Raw genomic sequence first — 13,674 nt, 5'->3', positions numbered from 1 at the left:
CAAACCGCAAGCGAATTGCTACCCTGCGGGAACGCCAAAGGCGAACATTCCACTTCGTTGCATACCCTTCTCTTCTTAGGCTGCGCCAACGGGAACGCCAGGGGCGAACGCAATGACATATCGTAAGTGATTTGCCGAACTTGATATCATATTTGATTGCGTGAAAAAATCTAAGTATATGTAGGGTGTGTTGTCGCGTAGCGTAACGCACCCGACAAATTAACAATAAGGGACTTCCAAATAAAAAATATCCCATCGCTTTTAGGGCAGGGGAGCAGTTCTTGCAGGGGGAGGAAAAGTCGTTTTGATTCCAAAAATTGGATAATTTATTTTTTGGAGTTCCCTAATTCCTGAATTAGGTTTATGGCTGTTGCTTTTTGTCGATAAAATCCAACATAATTCGCTGATGCACATTCCCCAAAGGTCGCACTTCACCAGCGTTTTGCGAATAACAGTTACCTTGGTGAATATTTTCTAGGGTCAATAACCCCATATCCCAACCTTCATTCAAAACCAGTTGATTTAATTCCACCAAGAGTGGTGCATGAAAGACATGACGAACAACTCTTTCGTCGGGATAACAGCCAAATTCAACAAAAGATGGTAAAATATAGCCGATTTCTTCTAAAATTTCTCGCTTCACTGCTACCTCTGGCGTTTCACCAGGTTCGATATGACCGCCAAATAGCGCCCAGTAACCAGGGTAGAGAATACCGGGGATGTTATCTCGCAGTTGCATGAGAAACTTGTTTTTTTGGTAGAGAATTGCGATCGCTACATGTATCGGTTGATTGTTCATGTGTTATTTTTAATTGCTAATTACTCTTCTTCTAGATAAACTTCCCCCAATTCTTTCCCAGCTAAAGGGATACTTCGGTAGCGAATTTTACCCTTAATCACCACTTGTGCCCCCTCGTCCAGATTCTTTTGATTAGTGACAACCCAAATTTGGCCAGTTGAGTCACTAATTTGATAAGCCCACTGCTTGATCAAAGGAGCTTTCTTTTCCACCTTACCTTGGATGTAAACTGTAGCCTTATTGTCTTTTTCTAGTTTAATTTCTCGAATTGGGGTGACATTGGTACCAATTTTAAAATTAGTCCCATTCAAGCCAGACGAGGTTAAACTACCACAACTACAAAGTCCCACCACCAATAAAAAAATCAACCCCAGGCGGTAGGGAACAATAGTGTACCCGTACAAGAACGAAAGGGATATTCTCGTTTGTTGCATGAAAGCCACCGATTGAGCAAATTTTTGCTTCACTGCTTGCTTTGTCGCCAGTTTCATCAGGTCTGTTCCCATCTATACTATTCTCTGCACTTTCAGAAACACACTCTCAACTGAGCAAAAAATGTTCTGAATTTCATCCTTAATTCTTTATTCTTCAGATAACGCCATTGATCTGAGAAAATAAAGATTATGGATTTACTGTGAGAAAAACGCTACTACATCAATGAAGAGGCAGGGGGCAGGGGGAAAGACTTGTTGCAAGTGTTTTGACAAAAGGCGAATTATAGCTGGGAATTCTCATGGAAACAAAAACTGCCAAACTCCTTGATGGTAAAACAATAGCTGCAAAAATTCAGCAAGAACTTTCTGTTGCCATTACACAATTACAACCAAAAATTGGGCGATCCCCTGGTTTAGCAGTGCTGATGGTTGGCGATAATCCAGCCTCAGCAGCTTATGTCCGTAATAAAGAAAAAGCTTGCGCTAAAGTTGGGATCGCCTCTTTTGGTCAGCATTTTCCCACCCAAACTACCTTTGAGGAGTTAGAAGAGGTCATAGCTGCACTAAACCACGATGAACAGGTGGATGGCATTCTCGTGCAGCTGCCCTTACCTAACCACTTGGATGCCGTGGCTCTGCTACATCAAATTGATCCCAATAAAGACGCTGATGGACTGCACCCAGTTAACTTGGGGCGACTAGTACGGGGAGAAACTGGTTTACGCAGCTGCACCCCGGCTGGTGTGATGCGGCTTTTAGAAGAATATGAGATTCCTTTGCAGGGAAAACAGGCAGTAGTGGTGGGACGCAGTATTTTGGTGGGTAAGCCAATGGCACTGATGCTACTAGAAGCTGATGCCACAGTCACGATCGCTCACTCGCGATCGCATGACCTCAAAACCATCACCCAAAATGCTGATATTCTAATTGCAGCAGTAGGTCGTCCCGGACTGATCACTGCTGACATGGTAAAACCGGGCGCTGTTGTGGTAGATGTGGGAATGAATCGCGTCACCGATACTAGTGGCAAAAGCCGTTTAATTGGCGATGTCCACTTTGAATCAACAGCTGCTGTAGCAGAATTTATCACCCCCGTTCCTGGTGGTGTTGGCCCTATGACTGTCGCCATATTGTTGCAAAATACATTTGCCAGCTATTCCAAGGCGGCAAGAAAAGAAAAAGAGTGAGGAGTCAGGAGTGATGAGTTAAAAGTTAAGAGTTATTAATCCTAATTCCTGTACAGACGCGATTAATCGCGTCTCTCCTAACGCGATTAATCGCGTCTCTCCTAATTCTTCATTTTTTCAGCGCCACAGCACCTTAAAATTGTGACGTATAAGACAAAAATCCTAAAATGTCAGGAATTTAAGAATGGTAGCAACTGATAACGTTCAAAAGACACCACCAGAGGAAGCCACGTTTAACTTAGCAGCTTATCTCAAAGAGCGACAAAAGCTTTGTGATACTGCTTTAGATCAGGCTATCCCGATCATTTATCCAGAAAAGATTTATGAGGCGATGCGCTACTCGTTATTAGCTGGAGGTAAGCGTGTACGTCCCATTCTTTGCCTTGCTACCTGTGAAATGATCGGTGGAACCATCGAAATGGCCATGCCAACGGCTTGTGCTGTGGAGATGATTCATACAATGTCGTTGATTCATGACGACCTACCGGCGATGGATAATGACGATTACCGTCGTGGGAAGCTGACGAATCATAAAGTCTATGGCGAAGATGTGGCGATTTTAGCTGGCGATGGCTTGTTGGCTCTCGCTTTTGAATTTGTTGCCATTGAAACCCCTCAAAGCGTTAAGAGAGAGCTAGTCTTGCAGGTTATTGCCCGTCTTGGTCGGGCGCTGGGGGCAGCTGGTTTGGTCGGCGGTCAAGTTGTCGATTTAGAGTCGGAAGGTAAATCAGATATTTCCCTAGAAACGCTAAATTTCATCCATCAACACAAAACAGCCGCTCTTTTGGAAGCTTGCGTAGTTTGTGGCGGGATCATAGCTGGGGCATCACCTGAAGATGTGCAGCGACTGACCCGTTATGCTCAAAATATTGGGCTAGCATTCCAAATCATAGATGATATTCTGGATATCACTTCTACTCAAGAGCAATTAGGCAAAACTGCGGGTAAAGACCAAAAAGCGCAGAAAGTGACCTATCCTAGCCTTTGGGGACTTGAGGAATCTCGCTCAAAAGCCCAAGAGTTAGTTAAAGCAGCTTGTGCAGAATTAGAACCATTTGGAGAGAGAGCCAAATCACTCCAAGCGATCGCTCATTTTATCATCAGCCGCAATAACTAGTAACGCTTTGGATAATTCGTAATTCGTAATTCGTAATTCGTAATTCGTAAGCGTTTCATTGATTTGGAATGGGTGGTTTATTTACGCCATGCTATACTACACCGTCCAGCGAAATTCAAAATTCACTTATATCAAAATCCAAAAAGCTGATTAAGTAGGCTTTTGGGTGAATTTGAATAGTTAGTCTGTTTCCACCGTGATGTACTAGGTTAATTTTGGATTTTGGGTTGAATCTAGATGTTTCCTCAACCAACAACTGCTGCTAATATTTACTAACCTAACCAAAATACCATGCAGGACATAGGCAACATTTTAGACAACCGGGTGCTGCTGGTTGCTTTGATAGCTTGTTTAATTGCTCAAGCCCTAAAGCTCGTAATCGAGATCGTCAAAAATCGCAAACTGAATGTGCGTGTTTTAGTGACAACCGGAGGTATGCCCAGTGCCCATTCAGCTTTAGTTACAGCTTTAGCCGCCGGTGTAGGGCAAACACTCGGTTGGGCATCTCCTGATTTTGCCGTTGCAATGATTTTTGCCATCATCGTCATGTATGATGCAGCCGGAGTTCGCCAAGCGGCTGGTAAGCAAGCTCGTATCCTCAATCAAATGATTGATGAATTATTTCATGAAAAACCAGACTTTAGCCAAGACCGTCTCAAAGAATTACTCGGACATACACCAGTTCAGGTAATAGCTGGGTCAGCTTTGGGCATAACCATCTATTGGTTAGCTAGGTCTGCTTATTAGTCAATAGTCTACAGTCTACAGTCTACAGTTTATTAACGAATGACTAATGACCAATGACTAATGACTAATGACTAATGACTAATGACTAATGATTACAACCGTACAGTTGAGCGCAGCAGAATTACCTTACGACTATCTACTATGCTGGCGACAAAACCGCCATTGTTCAGCTTCTGCAAGGTGTTGTATGCTTCAGTTTGGTTAGTCGTATAAACTGCCAACAAGTAAGGGCGTTGTCCATAAGAAACAAAACCTACGTTCCCTCCCACTACTTGTTGCACACTATTTACTAGTTCTGGACGGTTGTAATAATCTACCAGCACTGCATAACCTTCTCCTAATGCTTGAGGATTATAAACTGTCTGCTGAGGTTGCAGTATTGGTGCCTGTTGCTGTGGCTGCACATCTGGCGTTGTTGGTCGAGTAGTGATGATAGCAGACAAGCCAACAATATTGCTGACATACCTTGCCCATCGATTGGCATCATCAATTTTATTAAAGCCCCCTATCCGCGTCACAGTTTCGTTGAGATATTTGCAGTTAATCGTCTTCAGTTCCGGCGGTAAGGCACTACGCAACTGCTTTTGATTATCTGCTGTGGGACTGACTACTAATAAAAGATACTCACCCGCATTTGGTGGTTGACAAAGGGGAATGGTTTGTTGGGCAAAGACAGAACTCATGCCACCAATCAACCCTGCGTAAGCGAAGCTCATCGTAGACATCGCTAATCCTAAAACACTTGGTAAAGTCTGAAATCTATGCACAAAAGTTAGATTATGTAAATCAAGGTGTCTTAGAAGATTTTATAAGAAAAAAGCTGAAAACCCAGTTACTTCAGTATGGAGATGAAAGCAGTGTCAAAAAATATATTTTGTTACTCAAAAATAAAATTAGGGAGTGGGCAGAGGGGGCAGGGAGTAAAGAAGGGAATAGAGTACAGGTTACAGGGTACAGATTATTCCCTATAACCTGTCACCTGTCACCTCTGGGCTAACCCCCATGCCCCATTCCTAAGAGACGGTAGCAAGCGATGCCAAGGCATCGGGTATTGTCTCAGAAGGAGCCTGGAATTCACCAATACTGACGTACTCTAAACGCAGTTTTAACCAAGTAATAAATTGGGGATTAGTAGAAATAATTGCTACTGCTGGTTGGGGACACTTCGCCTTTAGCTCTGTAAACTGCGGTGTTTCCAAGAAAGCTGGTTGCGGAACCAACCAGAAATCTATTTGTTTTTCTTGTTCGTGGTAGTGACGAGTGCGCTCTTTGAGAACTTCGTGTGTCGGTTCTTCTTCGAGAAGAAATTTTTGACTGGCTAAAACGTAATAATATGTTTGCATTTTCATCCTTTGGTTGCTATGTGAATAATTTAAGGGCACAGTGCTGCACTCTGTACCCCTAAAAACTAACTCTTGTGCAATTTCTTGAACCAAGAACTGAACGGACAAGCACTTCCTTGCTTTTGGGCATTTATCTGTTTGCCACCAGATGTTAGCTTTTCCAAGAACAGATTATTGTCGAAGTAGTGTTCCAAGGAAATAACCTTCAAGTCATCGGTAACTTTTGCAATGCTCATGCCGATAATTTCTACTGTCTCTCCAGTAGGTGCATGGCCTTTGTATTCTCCTTTAAAATGTCCCCAATGCCGCCATTTGAATGTGACATTTGGTGGCCCTGAGAAAACTTCCAGCACTTCCCAAGGAAATCCTTGGGGAAATGTTGTGTGGAAGACTTTTGCGGATGATTCAAAGCTTTCTTCTGAAGACTTGTAATGTTCTGAATCAGCCATAAATAAATTATAAGTACCTTGAGCTGATAAATCTGCTGCTGTGTACTCTACTCCGCCATTGGTACTTACACGAAACTTGTCATTCACAATAGATAACCACTGTTGCGGGTTAGCTTTGAAGGATACCTCCATCTCGAAGGTTCGCACCAAGTTTTGCACGATCGCTTCCAGTGTACCTTCAAGGTGATTATAAGTACTTTCTTGAGCGAGATTCTCTTTGGAACGGGAATAATTAGGCGGTGTCTGATAGCGCCACTCGACATCAGTGCTTTCTGCTATCACCTTATCCCGATCCTGTACCCAAAGCGGCAGGTTGTTAGACTGTGTTGCGCTCATAGAAGTTTTTGCTGAAGGTTTGCTCTCAATTTCTAGATTTCGCAGTAGACAACCCCTCTTTTAAGATGTGGGGAGTGGGGAGTGGGGAGTGGGGAGTGGGGAGTGGGGAGGCAGGGGAGGCAGGGGGAGTAGAGAAGAATATTTAATAATCAATTCCCTATTCCCTATTCCCTATTCCCTATTCCCTATTCCCTATTCCCTACTCCCTATTCCCTACTCCCTATTCCCTATTCCCTATTCCCTCTTATAGCCTGTTTCATCTCGCGGACTGCCCTTTCTATACCTACTAATGCTGCCCGACTGATGATGGTATGACCAATATTCAGTTCTTCCATACCTGGAAGCGCAGCTACCGGATAGACGTTCCAGTAGGTGAGTCCATGACCAGCGTTGACTCGCAATCCAGTTTGAATCGCTTGTTCACACCCTTTAGCTAATATGGCTAATTCTCGCTGGCGATTTGTTTCATCCTTAGCCTCAGCATATTGTCCGGTATGCAATTCAATAAATCGCGCCTGCACCTTGACAGATGCTTCGATTTGTGATGGCTCGGCGTCGATAAATAAACTAACTGGAATGCTAGCGCTTTGCAATTTATTGACTATCTCACCTATTCTAGCAATTTGCCCGATAATATCTAATCCGCCTTCTGTTGTGACTTCTTCGCGCTTTTCGGGGACTAAAGTTACGTAATCTGGTTTGATATCGAGAGCGATCGCTAACATTTCATCTGTAGCGGCCATTTCTAAATTAAGATGCGATCGCACTGTTTCTCGCAATATACGCACATCCCTGTCTTGGATATGCCGCCGATCTTCCCGCAGATGCACCGTAATGCCATCAGCACCCGCTAATTCTGCCAGCACCGCCGCCGCCACGGGGTCTGGTTCCACTGTCCGCCGTGCTTGCCGGATGGTGGCGATGTGGTCAATGTTAACGCCAAGTGTAGGCACCCCAAATTTCTCCCAAATCCACAGTCCTCAGAATTTGATTTTACCGGAAATACTGGTCTTGCGTAGCGAAGTAGTCAAAGAAAGAATGAACTACCCCACCCTACTGCGTCGAGGGTGGGGTTTCTACATCCCCACCAATAGAGCGAGATTTTTGACGCCATAGCAAGCCTTTACCTCGCATCTGGATTTGACCAATCTTAGCTAATTCCAAATAACCGTTATCGCCTGTACTATGGGCTTTCCAACCTGTAAAGCTTGGATAACTCCAACCAGAATAATGTCTGATTGATTTGAATCTGGGATACTTCCCTAATCCCTTGAAAAAACGTTGAAAAGCGAAGTCAACACGCTTCAAAGTTGCCTGTAATGCTTGGGAGTTAACTTGCTTATATTCTATCTAAACGTCCTTGAAGTCAGGTAAACAATTTTGCTGTTCAAAGTATGAAACAGACTTACCAAACTTTTTATAAGAATTGATTCTATTATGTACTGCGGCGTTATATATTTCCTTGTGCAATCGTCTATGGTATTGCAACAAATCATTCACTTTCTTGGTAGGGTATAACCTAAAAGTAGCTCTACGTAACGCCAATAGTAATCACCTCCTGTTCGGTCACTTTTTGGAATAGAATCATTGTATCACTACTGTGGATACAATATGAAAGAAAAATCTATAAGAGTTAGACTATCTCAAAAGCGATACGATAAGCTTAGGATTTATGCTCTTAGTAAAGAAAAGACAGTTACCCAACTTGTTGAGGACTGGATTGATAGGCTGCCTAATCCAAAAATTGACGATTCCTCAACCACCCCACTCCCCTATCAACAAGAAGGTTGATATCGGTCGGAGGTGCTTTCGTCATCGTCCGGCGTGATGCACGCCACCCTGCTGTCGCTGAGGGTGGGGAATTCCGCCGAATTTGTTAAATATAGCAGGAGGCACAGGAGTGGAGTTATGATCTGCGTTTGCTAAGTATCAAAGGCTTATTAACGGAATTCTAATAAGACTTAAACACGACTTGGAACAATGTCTGCATCAGTGACAGAATTCCGGGATGATCGCACCTCTACAATGCACAAATTTACTCACTTTTGTGTTGAACATTATTAGTACATATTATTACTAGATTCTTTTTTTACTTTGTACACTGTATAAATGCTAGAATCCTCAAGTAGACAGTTAGGATACTTAGATGCCAGTTGTAGCTAACTCAATCAAGTTTGGTACAGACGGCTGGCGGGGCGTTATTGGTGACGAGTTCACCTTTGAACGCCTAGCCCTGGTCGCGCCAGTTGCCGCAAAAGTATTATATGATACATATTTTTCTACAGTGGGTAGCCGGACAATAATTGTCGGTTATGATCGCCGATTCATGGCAGAAGATTTTGCTCGTGCTGTTGCTGATACTGTCACTGCTGTCGGATTTGATGTGCTACTGAGCGAAACTTATGCCCCAACCCCAGCTTATAGTTGGGCAGCAAAACAACTCAATGCTTTAGGGGCGCTGGTAATTACAGCCAGCCATAATCCTGGAGCATATTTGGGTTTAAAAGTCAAGGGTTGTTTTGGTGGGTCGGTACCGCCAGAAGTCACAAAAGAGATAGAAGCGCAGTTGTCGGTTGGAGTAACATTAGCAGCTACTCCAGGGAAGCAAGAGAAATTTGATCCTTGGCCTAGTTATACAGAAGCACTAGAAGGTAAAGTTGATATTACCAAAATTCGAGAAGCGATCGCATCTGGCGAATTGACATTATTTGCCGATGTTATGCATGGCGCGGCGGCTGGCGGATTGGCGAAGCTACTAGGTAATCAAGTCAAAGAAATCAACTCAGAACGCGATCCCCTCTTTGGCGGTGGTGCGCCGGAACCCTTGCCAAAATACCTTTCAAAGTTGTTTGAAGTCATCAAAGCTCACCGAAAAACCGATAAATCAGGTTTAACGGTGGGGTTGGTATTTGATGGAGACTGCGATCGCATTGCAGCAGTTGATGGAGAAGCCAACTTCCTAAGTTCTCAAGTATTAATTCCAATATTAATCGACCACTTAACCCTGCGGCGTGGCTTTAGTGGTGAAATAGTCAAAACTGTTAGTGGTTCCGACTTAATGCCCCTTGTCGCAGCACTACATAACCTGTCGGTATTTGAAACAGCAGTTGGTTATAAATACATCGCTGATAGAATGTTAGTAGCAAAAGTGTTGCTGGGCGGCGAAGAGTCGGGAGGAATTGGCTATGGCAGTCATATTCCCGAACGCGATGCGCTGCTGTCAGCATTATACGTCCTAGAGGCGATTGTAGAATCTGGTTTGGATTTAGGTGAGTATTATCGCTACTTGCAGAAACAAACAGGGTTTATTTCAGCTTATGATCGCATTGATTTACCCTTAGCAAGTATGGAAGTGCGATCGCGTCTTTTGCAACAACTGCAAACTCAACCCTTAACAGAAATTGCAGGGTTAGCAGTAATTGATTGCCAAACAATTGACGGCTACAAGTATCGCCTCGCTGATAAAAGCTGGCTAATGATTCGGTTTAGCGGTACCGAGCCAGTTTTACGCCTCTACTGCGAAGCCCCGACAATTGAGCAAGTGCATCAAACTCTTGCTTGGGCGAAACACTGGGCGGAGTAAAATTAATTATTAGTCATTAGTCATTAGTCCTTTGTCCTTGGTAAATGACCAATGACCAATGACCAATGACCAATGACCAATGACTAATGATCAAATTACTCGTAGTAGCTACAGGAAATCCAGGTAAGTTGCGGGAAATGCAAGCTTATCTGGAAAATTCTGGTTGGGAATTAACCCTCAAACCTGAAGAATTGGAAATTGAAGAGACAGGCGAAACCTTTGCCGCCAACGCTTGTCTAAAAGCATCACAAATTGCTAAAGCGACAGGAAACTGGGCAATTGCTGATGATTCGGGCTTGCAAGTAGATGCCCTAAATGGCGCACCAGGGGTATATTCTGCACGTTACGCCAAAACCGACTCAGAACGCATTGCTAGGCTATTGAGAGAATTAGATAACGAAGTCAATCGACAAGCTCAATTTGTTTGTGCAGTAGCGATCGCTCGTCCTGATGGTGCGATCGTATTACAATCTGAAGGTATTTGTCGTGGCGAAATTCTCCATGCACCGCGTGGTGATGGTGGTTTCGGCTACGATCCAATTTTTTATGTGCAAGAGTTGCAATTGACCTTTGCTGAGATGACACAAGAGTTGAAAGGATCAATTAGCCATCGAGGCAAGGCTTTTACAGCTTTACTTCCGCAACTGGAGAGAGTTAGGAGTTAGGAGTTTGGAGTTAGGAATTGGGAGTTAGGAGTTAGGAGTTTGGATTTATGAATTTTGCTAAATCTTCACTCATTTAGTCTTGACTCACAGATCATAACTCTTAACTCATAACTCTTAACTCATAACTTTTTTAAACTGCTTCTGTGTTCTTTTCGCCGGTGCGAATCCGAATCACTTGCTCAACAGGCGAGATGAAAATTTTACCATCGCCGATTTCACCAGTGCGGGCAGCAGCAATAATTTTGTCCACCACCATATCAACTTGATTGTCATCAACTACGATTTCGACTTTGAGTTTTTGTAGAAACTCAACGGTGTACTCAGAACCGCGATACCGTTCAGTTTGGCCTTTCTGCCGTCCGAACCCCCGGACTTCAGAAACCGTCATGCCGACAATACCAGCGTTAACCAAGGCAATTTTTACCTCATCTAGCTTAAATGGGCGGATAATAGCTTCTACTTTTTTCATCTTTTTGACTCCTGACTTCTACTAGCTTCGTTTATATATCTAACCAGATCCGTTGTCTGAAGCTGTAACTAGCAGTGCTTTTCCTAAAATATATGTAATAATTACCACTTTTTTAAGTGTAGATGCTCTGCCTGAGGGTTTGGGACATGAAAAGCGGCAAGGATTTATTAATTGGATAATCTTTGAGGTTCTAACATAAAGAAGTTGCTGTCAATTTAGCATTTTATGTAGCTTTTATAACCTAAAAATAAATAAATTCCGCGATTTAGCAGATATGCTCAGATATTTTAGAGAATGATTGCAGAGAAATTGCACGGTAGCTCGAAACCTTAGTGCTGCTGACTGTGGGAGTGTCAACTAACGTTTCTGATGTTCAAACAAGGGGCGCACAACAAAATATCCAGCACTAAAGGCAGTAAGCATGATTAACAATATGGTGATAATTAACCACCAACCATTGATTCCCTTGGGATCTGGCTCAATAGTGGAATAATAACTTACTTGTTGCTCTTCTATAAAAACTGGTTCTGGGATGGGGAAATTCATTTCCATTACAGGTGGAGAAAAGTCTTGGCGGCGGCTTTTTTCGGGTGGCGTCTTGGGGATAACGGGTGGATGCGAACGAGAAACCTGCTGACGTGAACGCCCTTGTGTTACTGGCACTTTAGCGGCATTTTTAACATCATCAGAAGCTTGGGGGACTTGGTGATAACTAGGCGTAGTATGGGAATCCACAAAATTTTGCAAGTGAGACAAAGACTCAACAACTTTGGTAATTTCTTGGCGTAGTAGTTGATTTTCTTGTGCTAGTTGCTGATTTTTAGTGGTAAGTGCATGTAGCTTCGCCTGCGCTGCTTGCAACTCTGTTGACAATTCCCTGTATACAGATAATGGTACAGAGGGAGGGTAGGCTTGAGTAGTCGGTGTTGGCGAATTGCTGTGAACAGAACCTATGGTTGTTCGCATCGGGGGCTTGGTATTAAAAATCAAAGTAAGTAGGTCGTACAGAGATGCTAACAGAGATAGTCAGCCGTGAAACTATGCCCAAGAATAATAGAAAAATAGCGAAAGGGCAAAGATTTATTATTGGGTATTGGGGATTGGGTATTGGGTATTGGGGATTGGGGATTGGTACTAAGAAAACTTTTCCCTAGTCCCCAGTCCTAACAATGGGAAGAAATGTCCTACAGGGCCTTGCCCTTCACCAATATCTAAGGCGTAAGTGAGTGCAGTAGTCACATACTCCTTTGCCTCTTGCACTGCTTGCCACAAGTCTTTTCCCTTGGCCAGATTAGCAGCGATCGCAGCCGATAGTGTGCAACCAGTACCGTGAGTATTTTTTGTCTCTACTTGCTGGCAAGTTAAAACTTCCAACTTGTCCCCATCAAACCAGATATCAACGCCACGCAAATCTCCCTGCATACCTCCGCCCTTGACTAAAACAGCCTTCGTCCGTAAAGTCTTGTGAATAATTTCAGCAGCAGCTTGCATATCCTCCAAAGAGTTAATTTGCAAACCGCTTAAAATCTGGGCTTCGTAGCGATTCGGCGTGATCACAACCGCCTTGGGAATCAGGGCATGGCATAGAGTCTTCACAGCATCATCATCAATCAATTGTGCCCCTGTACGTGACACCATTACTGGATCAACTACTAAATTATCGATTTGTAAAGCTTCCACCTGCTGGGCAACAGCAAAGATAATTTCCTGATTAAGCAACATTCCCGTTTTGACAGCTTGTACGCCAATATCCTCTACTACTGCCTGAATTTGCGCCACAACAGCCTCTGTTGACATGGCATCAACCCTATTCACTCCTAAAGTGTTTTGTGCAGTGATGCAGGTTATAGCGCTAGTACCGTGGACACAGTGAAAAGCAAAGGTACGTAAATCAGCTTGAATTCCTGCACCGCCACCGCTATCTGAACCAGCAATGGTTAAAGCAACGGGTATTCTGGAGTTGATTTCAGTGTTCATATTATGAAGATTAAGTAAGTTGGCACCATTAAACCAAACTATCTCAAAGATTGATGATCTAGGCTAAAACCCTCTTCCTTCCAGCCTCCTTTGTGATCGCAACCACAAAAATTTACGACAACTTGACTTGAAAGTGCTGTTAGCGGTAGCGGGGTGTTTGGTAAAGAAGGCATCGCTTCTTTAAAAATTTTTAGAGAAATTTCATTAAATCCTCGCACAAAGCGCTCTCCACTCCCATATCACTTTGGAAATTAACAGGACTCCACCACGACATCTCCATAAATTTGTTGCTTTTGTTGTAAAAAAAATAACTATATTCAGAATATTCACTGATTTCTATTTCCTGTATCAAGGTTAGTTTTAATACATGAGTTCACAAGGCTCAGTTACACCGCGTACAACAGGTTCGACTAAGTTGTTACATTAGTTCCCTTAAGTTAAAGGGTAAACCTACTAAAGTTTCAACCAATTCAACTTTGACCACTCAAAAAACGCAGAGATGACAGGAAACGTCTTTGGCTTTGCGCTGCCTTGTCTGCGTGCAAATTGTCCGATCACCCTCAATAAA

16 protein-coding genes are annotated in these 13,674 nt (G+C 43.3%); 5 read left to right on the top strand and 11 right to left on the bottom strand.

Annotation, left to right across the window (positions count from 1 at the left end; genetic code table 11):
* Positions 1 to 361 precede the first annotated feature (361 nt).
* Positions 362 to 799 (bottom strand): NUDIX hydrolase, encoded by a 438-nt coding sequence (locus LC653_RS10520; RefSeq protein WP_229494422.1) that lies wholly within the window; start codon positions 797 to 799, stop codon positions 362 to 364.
* Positions 800 to 819: 20 nt separating this feature from the next.
* The gene (locus LC653_RS10515; protein WP_229494421.1) at positions 820 to 1,305 is read right to left on the bottom strand and encodes a hypothetical protein; all 486 of its coding nucleotides are present in this window, start codon (positions 1,303 to 1,305) and stop codon (positions 820 to 822) included.
* Between the two features lie 227 nt (positions 1,306 to 1,532).
* On the opposite strand from LC653_RS10515, the gene folD reads away from it, so the two are divergent.
* The 3 genes from folD to LC653_RS10500 all read left to right on the top strand — a co-directional run bounded on the left by folD (position 1,533) and on the right by LC653_RS10500 (position 4,284).
* The gene (gene folD / locus LC653_RS10510; protein ID WP_229494420.1) at positions 1,533 to 2,420 is read left to right on the top strand and encodes a bifunctional methylenetetrahydrofolate dehydrogenase/methenyltetrahydrofolate cyclohydrolase FolD; all 888 of its coding nucleotides are present in this window, start codon (positions 1,533 to 1,535) and stop codon (positions 2,418 to 2,420) included.
* A gap of 184 nt (positions 2,421 to 2,604) precedes the next feature.
* Positions 2,605 to 3,537: a geranylgeranyl diphosphate synthase CrtE gene (crtE, locus tag LC653_RS10505; protein WP_229494419.1), complete on the top strand. Its 933-nt coding sequence runs from the start codon at positions 2,605 to 2,607 to the stop codon at positions 3,535 to 3,537.
* A 291-nt stretch (positions 3,538 to 3,828) separates the two neighbouring features.
* Positions 3,829 to 4,284, top strand: a complete 456-nt coding sequence (locus LC653_RS10500) for a divergent PAP2 family protein (protein WP_229454234.1) — start codon at positions 3,829 to 3,831, stop codon at positions 4,282 to 4,284.
* A 92-nt stretch (positions 4,285 to 4,376) separates the two neighbouring features.
* On the opposite strand, the gene LC653_RS10495 is transcribed toward LC653_RS10500, so the two are convergent.
* From LC653_RS10495 to LC653_RS48270, 6 genes are all read right to left on the bottom strand, one after another.
* Positions 4,377 to 5,009, bottom strand: coding sequence for a hypothetical protein (locus LC653_RS10495; RefSeq protein ID WP_229494441.1), 633 nt, complete (start codon positions 5,007 to 5,009; stop codon positions 4,377 to 4,379).
* Between the two features lie 288 nt (positions 5,010 to 5,297).
* Positions 5,298 to 5,627 (bottom strand): MgPME-cyclase complex family protein, encoded by a 330-nt coding sequence (locus tag LC653_RS10490; protein ID WP_229494418.1) that lies wholly within the window; start codon positions 5,625 to 5,627, stop codon positions 5,298 to 5,300.
* A 65-nt stretch (positions 5,628 to 5,692) separates the two neighbouring features.
* Entirely contained in the window at positions 5,693 to 6,412 is a 720-nt protein-coding gene (locus tag LC653_RS10485; protein ID WP_229494417.1) for a nuclear transport factor 2 family protein, read from the bottom strand.
* A gap of 227 nt (positions 6,413 to 6,639) precedes the next feature.
* Positions 6,640 to 7,365: a pyridoxine 5'-phosphate synthase gene (locus LC653_RS10480; protein WP_229494416.1), complete on the bottom strand. Its 726-nt coding sequence runs from the start codon at positions 7,363 to 7,365 to the stop codon at positions 6,640 to 6,642.
* A 100-nt stretch (positions 7,366 to 7,465) separates the two neighbouring features.
* The gene (locus tag LC653_RS46795; protein WP_308189065.1) at positions 7,466 to 7,720 is read right to left on the bottom strand and encodes a hypothetical protein; all 255 of its coding nucleotides are present in this window, start codon (positions 7,718 to 7,720) and stop codon (positions 7,466 to 7,468) included.
* Between the two features lie 42 nt (positions 7,721 to 7,762).
* Positions 7,763 to 7,957, bottom strand: coding sequence for a helix-turn-helix domain-containing protein (locus LC653_RS48270; protein WP_504828427.1), 195 nt, complete (start codon positions 7,955 to 7,957; stop codon positions 7,763 to 7,765).
* A 601-nt stretch (positions 7,958 to 8,558) separates the two neighbouring features.
* Between LC653_RS48270 and LC653_RS10470 the strand changes: the two genes are divergently transcribed.
* Both LC653_RS10470 and rdgB read left to right on the top strand, forming a co-directional pair.
* Positions 8,559 to 9,995, top strand: a complete 1,437-nt coding sequence (locus tag LC653_RS10470) for a phosphoglucomutase/phosphomannomutase family protein (RefSeq protein WP_229494415.1) — start codon at positions 8,559 to 8,561, stop codon at positions 9,993 to 9,995.
* 86 nt (positions 9,996 to 10,081) lie between these two features.
* Entirely contained in the window at positions 10,082 to 10,660 is a 579-nt protein-coding gene (gene rdgB / locus LC653_RS10465; protein ID WP_229494414.1) for an RdgB/HAM1 family non-canonical purine NTP pyrophosphatase, read from the top strand.
* A 130-nt stretch (positions 10,661 to 10,790) separates the two neighbouring features.
* On the opposite strand, the gene LC653_RS10460 is transcribed toward rdgB, so the two are convergent.
* The 3 genes from LC653_RS10460 to thiD form a co-directional block, all read right to left on the bottom strand.
* Positions 10,791 to 11,129: a P-II family nitrogen regulator gene (locus LC653_RS10460; RefSeq protein WP_012410794.1), complete on the bottom strand. Its 339-nt coding sequence runs from the start codon at positions 11,127 to 11,129 to the stop codon at positions 10,791 to 10,793.
* A gap of 357 nt (positions 11,130 to 11,486) precedes the next feature.
* Positions 11,487 to 12,095: a cell division protein ZapB gene (locus tag LC653_RS10455; RefSeq protein ID WP_229494413.1), complete on the bottom strand. Its 609-nt coding sequence runs from the start codon at positions 12,093 to 12,095 to the stop codon at positions 11,487 to 11,489.
* Between the two features lie 168 nt (positions 12,096 to 12,263).
* On the bottom strand, positions 12,264 to 13,106 hold the full coding sequence (gene thiD / locus LC653_RS10450) for a bifunctional hydroxymethylpyrimidine kinase/phosphomethylpyrimidine kinase (RefSeq protein WP_229494412.1): 843 nt from the start codon (positions 13,104 to 13,106) through the stop codon (positions 12,264 to 12,266).
* Positions 13,107 to 13,674: the final 568 nt, after the last annotated feature.

Source organism: Nostoc mirabile CHAB5784 (assembly GCF_020829645.1).
In the GTDB taxonomy this organism is placed as follows: domain Bacteria; phylum Cyanobacteriota; class Cyanobacteriia; order Cyanobacteriales; family Nostocaceae; genus Nostoc; species Nostoc mirabile.
Note: the sequence above shows the minus strand (reverse complement) of the source record. Positions and strands in the feature narration are given on the sequence as shown.

Excerpts from the sequence above, each read along its gene's own strand:
- rdgB (WP_229494414.1), top strand. The coding sequence starts at position 10,082 with ATGATCAAATTACTCGTAGTAGCTACAGGAAATCCAGGTAAGTTGCGG.
- LC653_RS10500 (WP_229454234.1), top strand. The coding sequence starts at position 3,829 with ATGCAGGACATAGGCAACATTTTAGACAACCGGGTGCTGCTGGTTGCT.
- crtE (WP_229494419.1), top strand. The coding sequence starts at position 2,605 with ATGGTAGCAACTGATAACGTTCAAAAGACACCACCAGAGGAAGCCACG.
- LC653_RS10460 (WP_012410794.1), bottom strand. The coding sequence starts at position 11,129 with ATGAAAAAAGTAGAAGCTATTATCCGCCCATTTAAGCTAGATGAGGTA.
- LC653_RS10515 (WP_229494421.1), bottom strand. The coding sequence starts at position 1,305 with ATGGGAACAGACCTGATGAAACTGGCGACAAAGCAAGCAGTGAAGCAA.
- LC653_RS10495 (WP_229494441.1), bottom strand. The coding sequence starts at position 5,009 with ATGTCTACGATGAGCTTCGCTTACGCAGGGTTGATTGGTGGCATGAGT.
- LC653_RS10520 (WP_229494422.1), bottom strand. The coding sequence starts at position 799 with ATGAACAATCAACCGATACATGTAGCGATCGCAATTCTCTACCAAAAA.
- LC653_RS10470 (WP_229494415.1), top strand. The coding sequence starts at position 8,559 with ATGCCAGTTGTAGCTAACTCAATCAAGTTTGGTACAGACGGCTGGCGG.
- LC653_RS10455 (WP_229494413.1), bottom strand. The coding sequence starts at position 12,095 with ATGCGAACAACCATAGGTTCTGTTCACAGCAATTCGCCAACACCGACT.
- LC653_RS10490 (WP_229494418.1), bottom strand. The coding sequence starts at position 5,627 with ATGCAAACATATTATTACGTTTTAGCCAGTCAAAAATTTCTTCTCGAA.
- LC653_RS10485 (WP_229494417.1), bottom strand. The coding sequence starts at position 6,412 with ATGAGCGCAACACAGTCTAACAACCTGCCGCTTTGGGTACAGGATCGG.
- thiD (WP_229494412.1), bottom strand. The coding sequence starts at position 13,106 with ATGAACACTGAAATCAACTCCAGAATACCCGTTGCTTTAACCATTGCT.
- folD (WP_229494420.1), top strand. The coding sequence starts at position 1,533 with ATGGAAACAAAAACTGCCAAACTCCTTGATGGTAAAACAATAGCTGCA.